At 41.2% G+C, this 18,089-nt stretch carries 16 protein-coding genes; 9 read left to right on the forward strand and 7 right to left on the reverse strand.

The window, feature by feature from the left end:
* Positions 1-348: 348 nt before the first annotated feature.
* From CSV61_RS12525 to CSV61_RS12550, 6 genes are all read left to right on the forward strand, one after another.
* A complete protein-coding gene (locus tag CSV61_RS12525; RefSeq protein WP_099639476.1) occupies positions 349-1,056 on the forward strand; it encodes a phosphoadenylyl-sulfate reductase in 708 nt (235 codons plus the stop codon).
* 67 nt (positions 1,057-1,123) lie between these two features.
* Positions 1,124-2,266 (forward strand): sulfate adenylyltransferase, encoded by a 1,143-nt coding sequence (sat, locus tag CSV61_RS12530; protein ID WP_099639477.1) that lies wholly within the window; start codon positions 1,124-1,126, stop codon positions 2,264-2,266.
* 11 nt (positions 2,267-2,277) lie between these two features.
* Positions 2,278-2,874 (forward strand): adenylyl-sulfate kinase, encoded by a 597-nt coding sequence (gene cysC, locus CSV61_RS12535; protein WP_083033657.1) that lies wholly within the window; start codon positions 2,278-2,280, stop codon positions 2,872-2,874.
* A 12-nt stretch (positions 2,875-2,886) separates the two neighbouring features.
* Positions 2,887-3,663, forward strand: coding sequence for a uroporphyrinogen-III C-methyltransferase (cobA, locus tag CSV61_RS12540; protein ID WP_099639478.1), 777 nt, complete (start codon positions 2,887-2,889; stop codon positions 3,661-3,663).
* Positions 3,660-4,433 carry a sirohydrochlorin chelatase gene (locus CSV61_RS12545; protein ID WP_099639479.1) on the forward strand — a complete coding sequence of 258 codons (774 nt, stop codon included), beginning with the start codon at positions 3,660-3,662 and terminating at the stop codon, positions 4,431-4,433. Before cobA ends, CSV61_RS12545 begins: the two co-directional genes overlap by 4 nt.
* Entirely contained in the window at positions 4,402-5,037 is a 636-nt protein-coding gene (locus CSV61_RS12550) for a precorrin-2 dehydrogenase/sirohydrochlorin ferrochelatase family protein (RefSeq protein ID WP_099639480.1), read from the forward strand. Before CSV61_RS12545 ends, CSV61_RS12550 begins: the two co-directional genes overlap by 32 nt.
* A 62-nt stretch (positions 5,038-5,099) precedes the next feature.
* On the opposite strand, the gene CSV61_RS12555 is transcribed toward CSV61_RS12550, so the two are convergent.
* From CSV61_RS12555 to efeO, 7 genes are all read right to left on the reverse strand, one after another.
* Positions 5,100-5,444, reverse strand: coding sequence for a DUF6568 family protein (locus CSV61_RS12555; RefSeq protein WP_083033666.1), 345 nt, complete (start codon positions 5,442-5,444; stop codon positions 5,100-5,102).
* 175 nt (positions 5,445-5,619) lie between these two features.
* Positions 5,620-6,231, reverse strand: a complete 612-nt coding sequence (gene wrbA / locus CSV61_RS12560) for an NAD(P)H:quinone oxidoreductase type IV (RefSeq protein WP_099639481.1) — start codon at positions 6,229-6,231, stop codon at positions 5,620-5,622.
* A gap of 241 nt (positions 6,232-6,472) precedes the next feature.
* The gene (gene cysI, locus CSV61_RS12565; RefSeq protein WP_099639482.1) at positions 6,473-8,197 is read right to left on the reverse strand and encodes an assimilatory sulfite reductase (NADPH) hemoprotein subunit; all 1,725 of its coding nucleotides are present in this window, start codon (positions 8,195-8,197) and stop codon (positions 6,473-6,475) included.
* A gap of 19 nt (positions 8,198-8,216) precedes the next feature.
* Complete coding sequence (locus CSV61_RS12570; RefSeq protein ID WP_099639483.1) at positions 8,217-10,031, reverse strand: assimilatory sulfite reductase (NADPH) flavoprotein subunit; 1,815 nt, start codon at positions 10,029-10,031, stop codon at positions 8,217-8,219.
* 240 nt (positions 10,032-10,271) lie between these two features.
* Positions 10,272-12,020, reverse strand: a complete 1,749-nt coding sequence (locus CSV61_RS12575) for an FTR1 family protein (protein WP_233193602.1) — start codon at positions 12,018-12,020, stop codon at positions 10,272-10,274.
* Positions 11,995-13,272, reverse strand: coding sequence for an iron uptake transporter deferrochelatase/peroxidase subunit (gene efeB, locus CSV61_RS12580; RefSeq protein ID WP_099639484.1), 1,278 nt, complete (start codon positions 13,270-13,272; stop codon positions 11,995-11,997). The genes CSV61_RS12575 and efeB overlap by 26 nt, the downstream gene beginning before the upstream one ends.
* A gap of 4 nt (positions 13,273-13,276) precedes the next feature.
* Complete coding sequence (gene efeO / locus CSV61_RS12585) at positions 13,277-14,125, reverse strand: iron uptake system protein EfeO (RefSeq protein WP_099639485.1); 849 nt, start codon at positions 14,123-14,125, stop codon at positions 13,277-13,279.
* A 233-nt stretch (positions 14,126-14,358) separates the two neighbouring features.
* On the opposite strand from efeO, the gene CSV61_RS12590 reads away from it, so the two are divergent.
* The 3 genes from CSV61_RS12590 (at position 14,359) to CSV61_RS12600 (ending at position 18,088) form a co-directional block, all read left to right on the forward strand.
* Positions 14,359-15,441, forward strand: coding sequence for a DUF2157 domain-containing protein (locus tag CSV61_RS12590; protein ID WP_099639486.1), 1,083 nt, complete (start codon positions 14,359-14,361; stop codon positions 15,439-15,441).
* Positions 15,434-15,970 carry a GDYXXLXY domain-containing protein gene (locus tag CSV61_RS12595; RefSeq protein WP_158233852.1) on the forward strand — a complete coding sequence of 179 codons (537 nt, stop codon included), beginning with the start codon at positions 15,434-15,436 and terminating at the stop codon, positions 15,968-15,970. Before CSV61_RS12590 ends, CSV61_RS12595 begins: the two co-directional genes overlap by 8 nt.
* A 384-nt stretch (positions 15,971-16,354) precedes the next feature.
* Positions 16,355-18,088, forward strand: coding sequence for an AAA family ATPase (locus tag CSV61_RS12600; protein ID WP_099639488.1), 1,734 nt, complete (start codon positions 16,355-16,357; stop codon positions 18,086-18,088).
* Position 18,089: the final 1 nt, after the last annotated feature.

Raw genomic sequence — 18,089 nt, forward strand, 5'->3', positions numbered from 1 at the left:
ACACTCTTTCCTTTAGTTATAATGGCTTACTACTAATTAGTATACCAATTGCTTTTTGACATGAAAAGTAAAAAGTATATCGATGTGAGATAACTAGAATGAGAAAAGCATGAGGAGTCGTATTTCAAGCGCTTGGGAAATTGCCCAGGCGATTGCCTACAGCTAGGAGCCAGGTGCCGGTGATATTGCCAGTTGTATCCTAGCCACGGCCTACCTCGCAGTTAGCTAACCAAAAAAACTCTGTTATTTACGCATATAAAAGTTCAATCCCTACTATTCTAATTTGCATTGACTATTTTTAATTGTCTGTTAAACTGATAATACTATTACAGTTAGCGGGGGGATGGAATGGTCACATTTAAATCGTGGAATGATACATCAGTCTTACCAGAGTTTCCAGTAGACTCCGAAACAAAAGGAGCTTCTGAAGTATTGCAGTGGGCTTATGATCACTATGGAGAAAAGCTAGTCTATGCTTGTAGCTTTGGTATTGAAGGCATTGTACTGATCGAACTGATTTCACGCGTGAAGCCCGATGCCAAGATTGTTTTCTTAGACACCAATTATCATTTTAAAGAAACGTACGACACAATAGAAAAAGTAAAGAAACGTTATCCTCAGCTTAAAATCCATATACAACAACCCGGATTGACTATTGAAGAACAAACAAATCAATATGGTTTAGATCTATGGAAAACCAACCCGAATCAATGTTGTCATTTGCGAAAGATCCAACCGTTGGAAGAAGCCATTGCCCCTTCCACTGCTTGGATATCAGGATTACGTAGGGAACAATCTGAAATGAGAAAATCTACGGAATATCTAAATGTAGATAATCGTTTTGAAAAAATTAAAGTCTGTCCGCTTATTCATTGGACATGGAAAGATGTTTGGCGTTTCGCCCACACACATGAACTAGATTATAATATTCTTCATGATCAAGGATACCCGAGTATCGGGTGCGCAAACTGTACAAAACCAGCTTTTACTGAAGAAGATATGCGCTCTGGACGCTGGACCGGTAGCGGCAAAACAGAATGTGGACTGCATACGTAAATTTTTTTAATTTAAAACCTAGTATTTCTATATGTCTTATTAAAATGAAAAGGATAGGTGTTCAAAAATGACAATCATACAACCACATGGCGGCAAGTTAATTAATTTATACGATCCCACTCTCTCCATTAAAGGCTTGCATAAAACAGTTTCAATTGATGCAACGTCAGTAAGTGATTTGGAATTAATCGCAACGGGTGCATACAGCCCATTAACAGGTTTTTTGACTTCTAAAGACTACCATGCAGTCGTCAATAACATTCGGTTAGCAGATAGTACAATATGGAGTTTGCCAATTACGCTGCCCGTTAAGGACAGTTCAGCTTACTCCGTAGGCGATACGGTTCTACTCGATTATCAAGGCGAAATTTACGGTACACTTGAAATTACGGAGATCTTCGAACCTGATCAACAAATCGAAGCAGAAAAAGTTTATAAAACTACTGATCGTGCTCATCCAGGTGTTGCGAAATTATTCGATCGCGGACATATCTATCTTGGCGGGCCAATCAAATTAATAAGACGAATAGAACAGAGAGATTTCGCTGAATTTTATTTCGACCCTTCGGAAACTCGTCAAGCTTTCGAAAATAATGGGTGGAAGACAATCGTCGGATTCCAAACGCGTAATCCCGTACACCGTGCCCATGAGTATATTCAAAAAACTGCACTTGAAACCGTCGATGCTCTTTTGCTCAATCCACTAGTTGGCGAAACAAAGTCCGATGATATCCCCGCTCATGTACGGATGGAGAGTTATCAAGTATTACTGCGTGACTACTATCCTGAAGACCGTGTGAAATTGGCTGTCTTCCCTGCCGCCATGCGTTATGCAGGACCACGCGAAGCCATTTTCCATGCCCTTGTACGCAAAAATTATGGTTGCACGCATTTTATCGTCGGCCGTGACCATGCAGGTGTCGGAGATTATTACGGCACATACGAAGCACAAGAAATTTTCTCGATTTTTACAGCGGAAGAAATCGGCATTACATTACTGTTCTTTGAACATAGTTTTTTCTGTAAAGCTTGTGGCAATATGGCAACACCTAAAACTTGCCCGCACTCTAGTCAAGATCATGTAATTCTTTCGGGAACTAAGGTACGTACGATGTTAAAGAGCGGCGTCTTGCCTCCGTCAGAATTCAGTCGTAAAGAAGTGGTTGACGTACTAATCAAAGGCTTACAAGAAAAAGAACTGGTGAAGTGAGGAGACACGATATGGCAAAGAACATTGTATGGCATGACCCGTTACTATCAAAAGAAGAACAACGTATAAAAAATAAACATCATAGCGCAGTACTTTACTTCACAGGCCTATCGGGTTCAGGTAAATCCACGATTGCTAATGCAGCTGCTCGTAGGTTACATGATCTTGGTGCGAACACCTATGTCCTTGATGGCGATAATGTCCGTCACGGCTTAAATAAAGACTTGGGCTTTTCAGATGAAGCTCGTAAAGAAAACATTCGTCGAATCGGTGAAGTTTCGAAATTATTCATTGATAGCGGTCAGCTTGTTTTCACTGCATTCATCTCTCCTTTCCGAGAAGATCGAGATAGTGTCAGACGTTTGGTAGAGAAGGATGAATTTGTTGAAGTATATATCAGCTGTCCTCTTGATGCTTGTGAAGAACGTGATCCGAAGGGTTTATATGAAAAGGCACGTGCTGGTGTCATTCCTGAATTTACCGGAATTTCATCACCTTATGAAGCACCAGTACAACCTGAACTCACATTAGAAACAGATCAATATACGGTGGAAGAATGTGTCGAGCAGTTAATCGATTACTTACGTGATAAAAAATGGATTAATTAAGGAGTGAGAGGAATGGGTAAGGTGTGGCTAGTCGGAGCAGGTCCTGGCGATCCTGACTTATTGACCGTAAAAGCAGTGAAAGCAATACAGCACGCGGATGTAATTCTTTATGACAGACTGATCAATCAAGAAATTTTAGCTTATGCAAAAACAGACGCGGAATTGATTTTTGTAGGCAAGCTTCCAAAGCATCATTTCGTTCAGCAGGATATGATCAATTTCTTATTGGTTAAACATGCCACGCAAGGTAAACAAGTCGTCCGTCTGAAAGGCGGCGATCCATTTATTTTCGGTCGTGGCGGTGAAGAAGCTGCGTTTGTGGTCAAGCATCACATCCCGTTCGAGGTGATTCCTGGAATTACTTCGGGGATCGCAGCTCCTGCTTATGCAGGAATCCCAGTCACTCATCGTGAATACAGTGCATCATTTGCCATCGTCACGGGCCATCGTAAGGAAGGTGCGGACGAGGCTGAGAAATGGCAGGCTCTTGCCAAAGGAATAGATACACTGGCAATTTACATGGGCATCGGCAATCTTCCCTATATTCAGATGCAATTAATTCAACACGGCAAAGATCCAAACACACCTGTTGCATTTATTCATTGGGGGACAACAGAGACGCAGCGCACAGTTACTGCGACACTTTCCACTATGACGGAAACAGCACGTCTTGAGGAAGTCAAAAACCCTAGCATGATTGTTATTGGTGAAGTGGTCCGCTTGCGTGACGAATTGCAATGGTTCGAGGAATCGAGCGAAGAACGTCGTTTGCACGAGACGATGGTATGAGAGCGATCTTATATATTTGCCACGGCAGCCGCGTAAAAAAAGGACAGCAGGCTGCTTTGGCGTTCATTGAGAAGACGATGGAAACCGATGTGGCCCCTATTCAAGAAGCATGTTTCCTTGAACTCGCTGATCCGTCTATCGCGTTAGGTGTCGCACGCTGTATAGAGCGAGGCGCAACAGAAATTATAGCTATACCTTTTCTGTTGTTGCGCGCAGGTCACGCCAACGTGGATATTCCTACTGAGCTAGAGGAAGTCATGATGAATTACCCTAATATTCCTGTTTACTATGGCGATCCAATTGGCGTGGATGAACGTATGGTGGATGTGCTGATTGAACGACTGCAGGATATAACAGAATTTATTCCTAAGAATGCGTCTATTTTATTGATTGGAAGAGGTAGCAGTGATCCTACCACGAAAGAAGACTTTACAGAGATCAAAAGAATTTTCCAAGAGAAAACGAAGCTTCAACATGTTCATGTCGGTTATCTAGCAGCTTGCGAGCCTTTTTACGAAGAGGAACTTGAACGACTACTAGAACAGCAACCTAAGACTCTGTATGTGTTACCGTATTTGTTATTCACTGGTATTTTGATGAAATCAATTGAACGAACACTAAATAAAATGAAAACAACTACCGCTATTCATCTATGCTCTGAATTAGGCTATGATCCAGTGATTCATGCAATTCTGAATGAAAGGGCCGATGAAGCAGCAGAAAGGAAACGTGTTCTCTATGTTCCCCATCATGCTCGAAAACTTGGATGAATCAAATATATTCTTAGTCGGTGGCGGGCACGTTGCGTATCACAAAGTACTCAACTTACACCGCTTCGGTATCCATCCGACTATTATCAGCCCTGAATTCCATCCATCTCTTGCAGAACTTGAACAGCAAGGGACGGTTACACTCATCACGAAAGAAGCGGAATGGGAAGATGTTGCGAACGCTTTTCTCACATTGCTCGTTACAGACAACGAAGTACTAAATGATCATCTCGCCAAGCAATTAAAGCATGCGGGTAAACTAGTCGTTCACGCATCCAACCCATCGCTAGGTACCGCGCAGATTCCAGCAGTCACTACCCGCGGTAAACTGATTATCAGCGTATCTACAAGCGGTGCAAGTCCTTCATTGGCCAAGAAGATTCGATCGGAAATAGCTGAAACGTATGATGAACGTTATGAAGACTATCTAGACTTCCTCGCAGATATCCGACAGTATGTAAAGAAATATGTGGCGGATCGTGTGGAACGTCGTAGTTGGCTGAAAGAGGCCATTGAACCAATTTATCTCCATAACATAGAAGAACGTCAAACCTTCCTAGATGAACTTAAACAAACCTTTCCAGTAGAGCAGACTATTAGTTGAACAGACAAAAAAGATCATTAATTCATTGTTGAATTAATGATCTTTTTATAATTTCAATCCTATTACTTATGCATGAAAGATTTGATTTCTTCTTCCGACATCGATGAATCACATTTCACATTTACTGTGTCTCCATTAGTGTAGATGAAACCTGGAACTGTTGGAATGCCATATTCATTACGGAAAGTTGAAACACCTTTCATATCTGCTTGATCTATACTATCTACATAATAGATATGCGTATTCGTCTCTTTAGACACTTTATTTAGTTTTCCAACGAACACTTGGCAATAAGGGCAGACCTCTTTACCTACATAAATTACAGCTTCGCCATCGTCTTTTACTAATTTATCTGCTCTTGCAGAATCAATTTTCTCAAAACCCGCTATGTTCTCTTCATAAGTCATGTATAATCAATCTCCTTTCATTCACTAGTAATAGTATACCGCAATGCTTTAGCACTTAAACAAGTAAATGCTTGCAAGTAGATTTTGTTCACTAGTTTTCAAGTCAGATACATTGATTAATCAAAGAAGCAGAAAAACCCTGCCTATTTAGACAGAGTTTTTCAATGACATGTATTTATTGAATTCCTTTTTTAACCCACTCTGCTACTGCGACTGTACGTTTGGCTTGATGTTTAACAGCAGCCTCCACATCTTCGATCATCTCACCAGTCGGGCCTACTGTAACACTAGTTCCGTATGGGTTTCCACCTGCACCAAATACTACTGGATCTGAATATCCAGGTGGTACGATAATCGCACCCCAGTGCATCATGGACGTATATAACGATAGGATGGTTGCTTCTTGACCACCATGTGGATTTTGAGCTGAAGACATTGCGCTTACCACTTTATTGATTGTCTTACCTTTAGCCCATATACCGCCTTGTGTATCTAGGAATTGTTTCATTTGTGAAGCCATATTACCAAAACGTGTTGGCGTACTGAAAATAATAGCATCCGCCCATTCAATATCTTCTGATGTTGCTACTGGAATGTCTTTCGTTGCATTAGCCGTTGCTTTCCATACATCATTATTTTCCACTACTGATTGCGGAGCTAACTCTTGTACTTTTAGAATTTTCACCTCAGCACCTGCTTCTTTCGCACTTGCCTCTGCCCATTTGGCTAATTGATAATTCGTTCCACCCATACTGTAAAAAATTACAGCTACCTTAACATTTGACATCCAAACATCTCCTTTAATTTGAAAAAAATTTTTAAAAGATTCCTACTTATACAACCTGCTCTTTTTACCTTTCCCGATATTTCTCTTACTAATCATCTCCATTCATATAATTTTTTATACCAAGTCAATTTCCTTTCCAATTAAGATAAGGATGGAATTATGAGATGGTGATCGCTACATATCCAATAATTCCATTTAAAAAGGACAGCTAGATTTCACTCTAGCTGTCCTACTTATGCAATTACACCTTATGAAAATTCGTTCCGTCAGTAGTTTCTGCAACAATTCCAGCACGGATCACAAAGTCTCCAAAGTGTTCGCCCTCATTACGTTCTTTCGCAAAACGTTTCAATATAGGTCCTAACTCACTTAATATCTCATCTTCCCCAATATTTTCACGGTAAATCTTACTTAAGCGTTGCCCCATAAAACCGCCACCTAAGTACATATTATACTTGCCTGGTCCCTTACCGATAAAACCTAGTTCTGCTATTGCTGGACGCGCACATCCATTCGGACATCCTGTCATACGCGTCACGATTTCTTCATCGCCAAGTCCAGCTTCATCTAGTAAGTCTTCGATTTTTGTGATCAATGAAGGTAAATATCGTTCTGCCTCTGCCATCGCCAAACCACACGTAGGCAGTGCAACACATGCCATGGAGTTTTTACGTAATGCTGACTGTTCGACTGGAGACTCTAAGCCATACTTCGCAATAATTTCTTCTATGTTCTTTTTATTTGAACCCGCTACATCACCCAATACTAAGTTTTGGTTGGGACTCAAACGGAAATCACCTGTATGAATTTCGGCAATTTCCCGAAGTGCTGTCATCAATTTATAATTCTCAGTATCGCGCACACGACCATTTTCAATAAAGAATGTATAATTCCAACGATCATTTTCTGCTGGCACCCATCCATAACGATCTCCATTATGATCAAAATGGTAAGGACGTGATTCCTCTAACTCCCAGCCCAGACGGCTATGAAGCTCTTCAATTAACCAATCCAGCCCCCGAGAATCAATCGTATATTTGAATCGTGCATACTTCCGTACAGAACGATTCCCATTATCCCGTTGGATCGTCATTAAATGCTTCGCTACTTCCACGACTTGATCTACTGGTACGAACCCAATTAGGCGACCTAACTGAGGATACGTCTGCTCATCACCATGCGTCATTCCCATCCCGCCACCTACCGCGACGTTGAAGCCGACTAATTTATCGTCTTCTACTATTGCAATTAATCCAACATCTTGAGCGAATACATCAATATCATTCATTGGAGGTACCGCAATTCCAATCTTGAATTTTCTAGGTAAATAGGTCGCACCGTAAATTGGCTCCACTTCTTCACCTGCCGTATCCACAACCTTTTCCTCATCCAACCAAATTTCATGATACGCTGTTGTTTGTGGCAGCAAATCCAAACTTAATCGCTTCGACCATTCATATATTTCTGCGTGAACGGATGACTGATTTGGATTTGGACTGCACATGACGTTTCGGTTGACGTCACCACACGCTGCGATCGAATCTAGTAACGCGTCATTCATTTCCTGGATATTCTTTTTCATATTCCATTTCAAAATTCCATGCATTTGGAACGCTTGGCGTGTCGTTAACTTTAATGTACCGTTACCATATTTATGTGCTAGTTCATCCAAAACAAGCCATTGTTTTGGCGTAGCTAATCCAGCTGGTGTCCGTACGCGGATCATGAACTGGTAGGCTGGCTCTAGCTTTTGACGTTGACGCTCTACCCGTAGATCTCGATCATCCTGCAAGTAACTGCCGTGAAATTTCATCAGTCGGTTATCATTACCTGGAATTCCTGAACTAATGGAATCATTCATTGTTTCAATCAGACTTCCCCGTAAGTAATCACTTTCAATTTTAATTTCTTCTACATCACTCGGTGCGCCATCTTGTATATGGATCGGTTTTGTTGTTGAAGACATGCTCCCACTCCCTTTCGGATTAATAGACATCTCTCTGATAGCGTTTTTCTTGAACTAACTGAGTAATGAATTGTTCGGCTTCTTCAAGTGACTTACCACCTTCTTGTTGAAGGATTTCTAGCAAAGTTGCGTGTACGTCTTTTGCCATGTTCTGTTCATCACCACATACATAAATCACTGCACCTTCTTGAATCCATTGGTACAGTTCTTGACTCGCCTGTTTCATACGATGCTGCACATATACTTTTTCATCTGTGTCACGTGAAAAGGCTACGTCGAGGCGCGTTAACACTCCATCCTTCACGTAATTTTGCCATTCAGTCTGGTAATAAAAATCCGTCATATAATGCTGATCTCCAAAAAACAACCAGGACTTTCCTTCCGCTCCCGTTTCGCTGCGTTCTTCAATGAATGAACGGAATGGCGCGATCCCTGTTCCTGGTCCTATCATAATGATCGGTGTTTCGGAATTAGCAGGTAAACGGAAGTTATCATTTTTATGGATATAAATTGGTAATGTATCTCCCGGCTCAAGGTTTTCTGCACATTGGATCGAGCAAACACCTTGTCTGTCGCGACCATGCGCTTCGTAACGGACAACACCAATTGTCAGATGCACTTCTTCAGGATTTGCCTCTAGACTACTTGCAATTGAATATAATCTCGCTGGTAACTTTCGAAGAATCCCTACTAGTTGCTGTTCTGAAGCTACTACTGGCCCGAAGTCTGTTAAGGTATCGAGTACATCCCGTCCATCGACATATGCCCGGAGTTCATCCACATGTTCTTTTTCTAGAATTCGTTTCAACTCTTCTGATTTAGAGTAAGTGGATAGTTTTTCAAGCAACGGCTTGGTTACTACAGTAACCTCTAAGTGATTCAGTAAAGCAATCCGTAAAGCACGACGCTCTCCTTGTGAGTTGATTTCTACTGTCTCTTCTGCATTCCAACCTCCAAATCTAATAATCTCATCGATTAAGTCGGAATTATTTGTCGGGTAAATTCCTACACTGTCACCTGGTTCATACGTCAATCCAGAGCCTTCTAATGAAATCTCTACATGACGCGTCTCTTTATTAGAACCACGACCATTTAGGTTAATATTTTCAAGTACTTCTGCATTGAACGGATTCGTACGTGAATACGGAGTCGAAGATGTAGTTTCAACTTCTACACTAGCTGCAGCCGATTGACCACCCGTTTGGATTTCCAATGAAACTTCTACCGCTGCTAGCCATTGTGCGGCTGGTTCATCATAATCCAAATCACAATCTACACGTGGCGCTAATGGAATAGCACCGAGTTCGGAGAGTTTCTGATCGAAATCAGCGCCGGTTTTACAGAAGAATTCATATGAGCTATCACCAAGTGCCAGTACTGAATAATGAAGATGATCCAGTTTCGGAGCACGTTTTCCATGCAAGTACTCAAAGAATGGTAAGGCTGTGTCAGGTGGATCTCCTTCTCCATGCGTACTAACAACAAGCAACAGATTATCGATTTTCTTCAAGTTATTCGGTTTGAAATCGCTCATGGATTGGATGGTCACATCAAAGGATTGCTCTTTTAACTTGGCTGCTGTTTGCTCAGCAATTCCCTGCCCGTTACCTGTTTGTGAACCATAAAGAACAGTTATTTCTTTAACTGCTGTCTGAACTTCGATAGTAGGACGCTCCAATACAGCGACGCCACTCGATGGTACTGAAGTTGAGCTGGTAGCTGTTAAATAACCACTTAGCCAACTTTGCTGTGTTTCTGTGATGCCCGGTAATAAACGATTGAGCAATTCTACTTGTTCTTCACTAAAAGGACTGTTCGATACTTGTAACGCCATATTCATCACCCTCGCAACCTTTTATTGTATTTTATAATGCTGACTATCATAGGAAATCTGACTAGACTGACAATTATTTTTAAGATGATTTTATTGTATTACGATTAATCCTATTAGTCAAGTAGGTTTTTAATATAATAAAGTACATACTAAAAACCCCCCTCTTGCTAATTCACTTTGATCTCGAACTTCATAACAACAAAAAAAGATGCCTCGAAATTCAAGGACATCCTTTTGTAGTTAATTCGAAAGTTGTGCTTTGGAACGCTTGCCAGCTTTTCGTATCCAAGTAGCCACTAGAATGATGAGTAGTAAACCTAGTTGCGCCATAATCGTTTCATTGGTCGGATAAAAACCAATGAAGTCTATAATCGGCAAGCGAGGTTGCACTGTTGTGTTGATCACGTTTGTTAACTGTAACGTATGCAGACTAACACCAATAATTTTAAACGCCAATACATAAATCAACATCGTCGCCACTGCGAAAAAACGGTGAATTGGAATTCGGTGGCTGAGCTTCATAAAGACAACCGCTACGATCGCCAATATGACAACTGCTAGTAATATCCCCATCAAAAATTCTACGGTGGACATTTTCGGCGCAATACCTGCATAAAAGACGATTGTTTCCGCACCTTCTCTAAATACGGAAAGGAAGCTGACCGAAGCCATAGCGAGTACGCTCCCTTTTGAAATGGCTTGACCCATTTGCTTAGATATATAACGATTCCACGAAGCGACACTGGATTTTTGGTGCATCCAAATACCCACTCCGATCATCAGTGCAGCCGCCACGAGCCCCACATAACCTTCCATCATTTCACGATCATTCCCTATCGTGACGGATTGCAATACTGTGGACATCATAACCGCCACCGCGATACTAAGCGCCAGGCCGGCACCCGCTCCAACGTATACCCATTTACGCATAGCTGGTTGATTGGCATTTGTTAAAAACGATAATAATGCCACAATGATTAACAATGCTTCAAGACCTTCGCGCAATAAGATCAGCGCAGAGTCCCAAAAGCTGAAATTGTCATTTGTTTGCAGTAAGGAAATTTGTTGTGTAAAGTTTTGTAACTGTCGTTCAGCCCTTTCAAGATCATAGTCGCTATTCGACAATTGGCCAATCATCAATGGCAATTCATTTTCAAGCTCTGTATAAAGAGAGGCATTTTTCGTACGCACTTCCCCTTCCACATTCGGCCAGATTTGAATGAACTCGCGCAATGAATGCTTCGTTTCATCTAGCTTTCCTTTTTGTAAAGAATCTGAACTTTCATCTAACAGTGCCGTCAATGTGGTCAAAGAATAATCTTCGGTTGCTGTCTCTTTCAACGTCCCACTGACAAACTGATCTACTGTGACCATTAATTCATTGAACTGAGTTCGCAATACTTCGAGATCAGGTTTCTCCTCCGCCAACGTGATTCTTATGAATGCCATACTTGTTTCAATTGCACCATACGCTGCAATACTTTGCTCTCGCACTGGACGCTCATTGCGTGTCCATGTAGAAATAAATTGTTGATTTGCTTGTTCGATTTCTTCTAACGAACCTGACTCGATTGCTTGGTCTAATTCCGTGAGGGCTGGTTCCATCAATTGACCGAACTTTTCGCGTTCCGCTAGTTCGTCCACTGGATTTTCCGACTTTTCTACTTCATGTAAGGCTTTAGATAAAGAACTTAATAGCGCACCGCGTGTTTCTGAGTCTGCTTGTAATGCTTGTTTTAACGTTTTATCGATTTCTTTCGTGAGCTCCGAGCTCTCTAACTTTTGTTGTTGCCAAATCGTTTCAAATTCTTGTAAAGACGCTACTGCTTCTGCATCATTCATTTTTTTCGTTTCCATAATGGAATCACTGATGGAAATATAGAGTTCACTATAGTTGGTCTCCGTTTCAGCGAATACTGGACGGATCGGCAGTACTATGACGATGAACATGATTGCAATCCATTTATATAATCGAGAAAAGTGAGTCACCGATAAAGCCTCCCTTTTGAACTCCAGGGAAGCAGGCAAATAATGCGCTGCCACGATGGGTAATATATTCATTTAGTTTATCTTCACGGCCAAAGCTGTTTTGGATTGCGATAAATTGTTTAGGATCTTTTTGGAACGAAATAAACAATAGACCCGCGTCGAATGTACCTGTTGAATCCATAACACCTGAACTATAGGAGAATGAACGTCGGTAAATCTTCTGTTTGGATTTCTTAGCCAAACGCACATGGGAAGCTTCAGGAATCACATATTCACCGTTTGCATCCTTTTCATCTAAGTCTACTTCGTCCACCTCTTTTTCTTTACCTATCGGTGCTCCCGTATCGCGATGACGGCCAAATGTAGCTTCTTGCTCTTGTAAAGCGGTTCGATCCCACGTTTCCAAGTGCATTTGAACTCGACGGACAGCCATATACGTACCGTTAGTCATCCAGCCTTTTGATTGACCCGCGTCGATCCAAGCGACTTCATTCATCTCGGCTTCCTTAGATTCATTAGGATTGACTGTACCATCTTTAAATGCAAATAAATTTCTTGGTGTCTCTTTTTTCTTACCCTTCATCGGATAAGAATTAAAACCTGCCTGTGTCCATTTCAATGATACTTTACCTGAAGCTGAACGTACTAAGTTTCGAACTGCATGGAAAGCAACTTGTGGATCATCCGCACAGGCTTGAATACAAATATCTCCACCTGTATACGCAGGATCTAGCTGATCTTTTGGGAAGTGCGGCAAATCTTTCAGTTCAGTAGGTTTTTTTGACGCTAAACCTAAAGACTCTTTCTCAAATAGTGACGGACCGACACCAAATGTCAGTGTTAAGTTCGATGCGTCCAACCCCACTGCTTCCCCTGTATCTTTTGCTGGGATGAGCATATTGGAAGTCTGACCATCAATCTGTTCACCGTTCATCATGCGTACGGCAATAGGAGTCCACATCTTAAATAAATCCATCAATTCTTGTTGCGAATTCACCAGGACATTTAATGAAGCAAAGTATACATAACTCTGACATTCAGTCGCGATTCCTGATTGGTGCTTCCCATAGAAATTGATCTTATTTTGCGAGCGTGGGTTATCTTCTTCCTCAACCATTCCGAATACTTTAAATACACCGCCAAGGCCCGATGCGCCAATCGCCACACCAGCTGCCCCTGCTCCTGTATACTTCAGCATTTGACGACGTGAAATTTTCTTATCATAGAATTTTTCTTCAGTTTGGTCCGTCATAGTATCACTCCGTTACGATGCCCATCATACTTAATGGTTCACCTAGTTGATTTACCGCTTCTGATAGCGATTTTGTATCTTCTTTCGTTAATTCTACATAGGATATATAGCCACCATTACCATCTTCATATTCAGCGAGGAGACTATTGATCGTTTGGAATTTTGTTTCGAGTTCATCCACTAGTTGCTGATCTTTCGCTGCCATCTTATCTTTTAGGATTTCATAGATTTTTTCTGCGCCTTCAATATTTGCTTTGAAGTCATAGAGATCGGTATGAGAATAAATTTCTTCTTCGCCAGTAATTTTAGAAGTAGAGACTTCATTCAATAAATCGACCGCTCCTGTGATCATCAAGTCAGGTGATACTTCAACGGTTTCTACACGTGCACGCAGTTCTTTTGCATCCTTAAGTAATTGATCTGCAATCTCTGCGTACCCTTCGGTTGTGTTGTCTACCCATAGACCGTACTCAATTTTATGATAACCAGACCACTCTTCTTCTCCTTGCCCTTCTTCTTGAACATCTGCAAGACGTGCATCGATTCGTGGATCTAAATCTCCAAAGCTTTCTGCAATCGGTTCGGAACGTTCAAAATACATTCTAGCCAGTGGATAGATTTCCTTTGCTTCCTTTACATTTCCCGCTTTAACAGCTGCAACGAATTTCTCTGTGTCCATAACGAATTCATCCATTTGTTCAAGCGCAAACTCTTTATATGCATCTGTTTCAGCAGTTAAGTCTACTTCAACCGTCGCTGCGGGCTCTGTTTCAGTAGATTCTTCAGCTGTCCCACAACCTGATAGTAAAATTCCCGTTGTCAAAGCAAAAGCTGTCACGAGTGTTTTTTTCATATTTTTTCCTACTTCCTACCGTTTAGTTTTATATTATCAATGATAATCGTTCTCAAGAGATTGTCAATAGGGAAATAAAGGATTTATATGTATTTTTCTAGTGTTTGTTGTGTTGTAAGAAAATTTACGAGATACTATATTCAACTAGTTAACTTATATATTTCTAATTATTCTGTAACATATAATAAATTGATGCGTCTACTTAGTAACTAGTTTGAAAGGAGGGAATCTGTGTGAAAAGAAAAATCAGTAAGCAACAATTCACTTTCTTGCAACAAGAGTTTTCTTTCCTACAACAGCAAGGCAAAATAGGAGAAGCGGATGCTAAAGAAATGCTCTCACTATATGAAGCGAGAGGCAGCACTAATTTCGTGAGAGTCTTGCTAGCTTTCGGGGCTATATTAGTGGGGGTCGGAATACTGAGTTTTATCGCAGGTAACTGGGCAGGACTGACGCCATTCTTTAAATTTGGATTAATTATTCTCGGTATGATCTTGGCATACTTTGCAGGATATAAGCTTGAAAGAGAATACGAACGAACATCACGCAGTATGTACTATATCGGGGCTGCCATTTTCGGAGCTGGGATATTCCTGATTGGTCAAAGCTTTCATTTACAACATACGGTGTACACGGACTTCCTATTATGGGGGATCGGGATCTTGCCACTAGCCTATTATCTTAAAGATCAATTGCTTGCTGTATTCGCTAGTGCATTTTTTATTATCTATAGCTTTAGTGCTTTCTCAACTTATGAAATGGGAAGCTTCGATCCCTTTTGGTTGCTTCTATTGATCCCTCTACTATTTTGGATGAATGAAACGCGATTCGGAAGAAAGAGTTCGTTGTTCGTCATGAATGTTTTGCTTAGTGCGGCTTTTATCGTCAATACGCTAGAGTTCTTCCATGTGGATGAATGGATATCTGTACTAATTATTTTCATATTAGGCGTGCTTCTTGCACTTGCGCCTTTTAAACACTATCGTACAGAATCTTCTTGGACCGGTTCCGTACTATTTGGCATCACGGGTATTATGCTGACTTTCCCGTTCACATGGAATGATTTACGATTTGAAGATTCTGCACCTTATATCTTCACTGCTATATTCATTGTCTTATTGATTTATCTTCTAAAGAAAGACAGCTTGCCAGCTATTCTGATCACATGTGCGTTAATCTATCGCTATTACACGGATATTTCCTATAACTTCATGCCAAAATCATTATTTTTCATCGTAGGCGGGTTGTTGTTAATTGGTTTTGGATTCTGGTTTGAAAAATCGCGACGAGAGACGGTGAAACGCCATGATGAATAAACGTAATTTATTTCTGGTTGCTTTAATCATCCCCATCATCCTTCTATTCGCGATGACTTGGAAGCCTTTATACACACTGAATACTGGTAAAACTATCACACTGGAAACAGTGCCTGTAGATCCGCGCGATATACTTTACGGTGATTATGTCAGTCTTCAGTTTGCGATTGAAGAATTCTCAAAAGAACTTCTTGACCCTGCGCTCATTAAAGAATTCTCCAAACATCAGACTGGAAAGTTGACGGTGTACGCAGTATTAAAACAGGAAGATGGTGATTTATACGGGTTGAAGACCGTTACACATCAGAAACCAAATGATGGGTTGTTTTTAAAAGGAGATATGTACTACTACGGTGAACATACTATCGATGACAATCAGATGTATTATGCAAATTTCCTTCCAGATCGATTCTATGTAGCTGAAAATACAGGTATGCAGTTGGAAGATTTATCACGCCAAGGCCAATTGCTCGCAAAGATAAAAGTTCGTGATGGTTTTGCCGTGCTAGAAAATGTGCAGCCTAAGTAGGTGATTTTATTGAAATAGTGGAAGCCGTTACTGCAAGTCGTGAAGTACACGACTTGCAGTAACGGCTTCTTTTTTGTTAGTTTACGCTGTTTTGGAACGGAGTGAGGAGCAGTGTTTGGGCTACGTTATGATGCACAGTAAGTGGAGCGCAGGCATAACTACGGGGTAATTCCCCACGTACCGAAGCGGATCTAGAATGCGAACACTTACTAACCTCCATACTATACCTCCAGTAAAAATTAGAAATGCAACTCCACTCCTTCGTTTTTAGGTACTTTCTCACACTGCCTTGAATTTGTAACTATTTATTTAGTTTACACACTGTTCAATACTCCTATCTTTTTGTATAATTTAAGTAATTCATTAAAGGAGCTGGAGCTGGCCTTGAAGCCTATTTCAAAATTAGCATCAAAGATCTTAGTCGTAGCCCTCTTTGTCACGGCGATCGTTGCAGGTGTCACTTGGAACTATTTACAATCCCCTGGAGGAAAAGAAGTATCTTTTGCTCAGATGGAAAAACTGATTGCTGAACAATCAGGCGCTAATGTCTTACTAAATGAAACAGCTAAAGGAAAATTATCGATTACAGTAGATCACATAACATACAGCACGATGGTGCGTCCACAAAGTACATTAGTCGACGACTTGGTACAAAAATATAATGTGTCCTATCAATATAAGCCAGCAAATTCAGCGGGTGGTTGGATTTTTGGCGGACTCGTATTAGCAGCTCTTCTGACACTTTTTATTCTTCACAAAAAAGGGAAGCTCAATATTGGTGCGTCGGGTATGAAACATCAAGCATCAAAAGCGACTCCTCTTCCTGATATTACAATGGACGATATCGGTGGAATCCCTCAAGAAATGAAAGAAGAGATACTACAGACGTTAGAAGTATTCAAACATCCTGAAGCAGCGAAAAAAATGGGCATTGCATTGCCTCAAGGTATTTTACTGTATGGACCTCCCGGAACAGGTAAAACGTTATTAGCTCAAGCTATCGCGAAAGAAATAGGGGCTACTTTTTATTCTTCAAGCGGTGCAGCCTTCACTGAATTATTTGTAGGTGTTGGGGCTTCACGTGTGCGTACACTTTTTGAAAATGCCCGCAAGCAACGTCCTGCTGTCATTTTTATTGATGAAGTAGACGCATTGGCTGGAAAACGAAAAGAACACGGTGGAGAAGAATCTGAAAAGACTTTAACTGAATTGCTTGTTCAACTTGATGGTGGAAACGATAATGATGGCATACTATTCATAGCCGCAACGAATCGAAAAGATATGTTGGATGATGCATTCTTGCGTCCGGGACGTATTGACTTTACTTTTAACGTTCAATTGCCAGACACAAAAGGTCGTCGTGAAATTATCGATATCCATACAAACGGCAGAACGCTGGCACCTAACGTAGTCGCGTCTCTTGATACACTTGCAGACAGCACTTCAGGTTTTTCTGGTGCAGAAATTAGCAGTTTGTTTGAGACAGCCAGCCGCCGCGCCATTCGAGAGGGTCGAAAACTTATCGAGAAGCATGATTTGGATTTCGCAATTGACCGGACAATCCTTGGAAATACAGCGCGCACATTAAGCGATCAAGAAACGAAGCGACGTGTAGCTATTCACGAGTCCGGACACGCCATGATCGCGGCTCTTACAAAGCCAGGCTCCGTTAGAAAAGCAACGATCATTCCAAGAGGCCAAGCACTCGGTTATGTAGCCCCTATTCAAAAAGAACTGCATTTGTCTACAGCCAGCGAATTGCTTGATCAAGTTAGTATGATCTTAGCGGGCGGCATTGCAGAGCGTCTCTATTTAGGTGAGCACAGTATTGGTGTTGGAGGCGACGTGGAACAGGCCAAAGATATTCTTGAGCGTATGGTGAACACTGGATTGTTCCAAGAAGGATTTTCTTTGATCTTCAATAAAGCCGATAGAGAAGAAAAAATGCAAATGCTGTTTAATCAAGCCGCGAAAAAGACAGAAACGCTCATTAAGGAGCACGAGTATCAATTTGAAGAATTGGTCAATGCTTTGTATAAAGAAGAAACGCTAGAAGGTGACGAAGTACAGCGCATCGTCGAGTTGCCGACTCCTAAAGAGGCGGCAGTGTGTATCTGAT

The sequence above is a fragment of the Sporosarcina sp. P3 genome (assembly GCF_002743415.1).
Taxonomy (GTDB): Bacteria; Bacillota; Bacilli; order Bacillales_A; family Planococcaceae; genus Sporosarcina; species Sporosarcina ureae_A.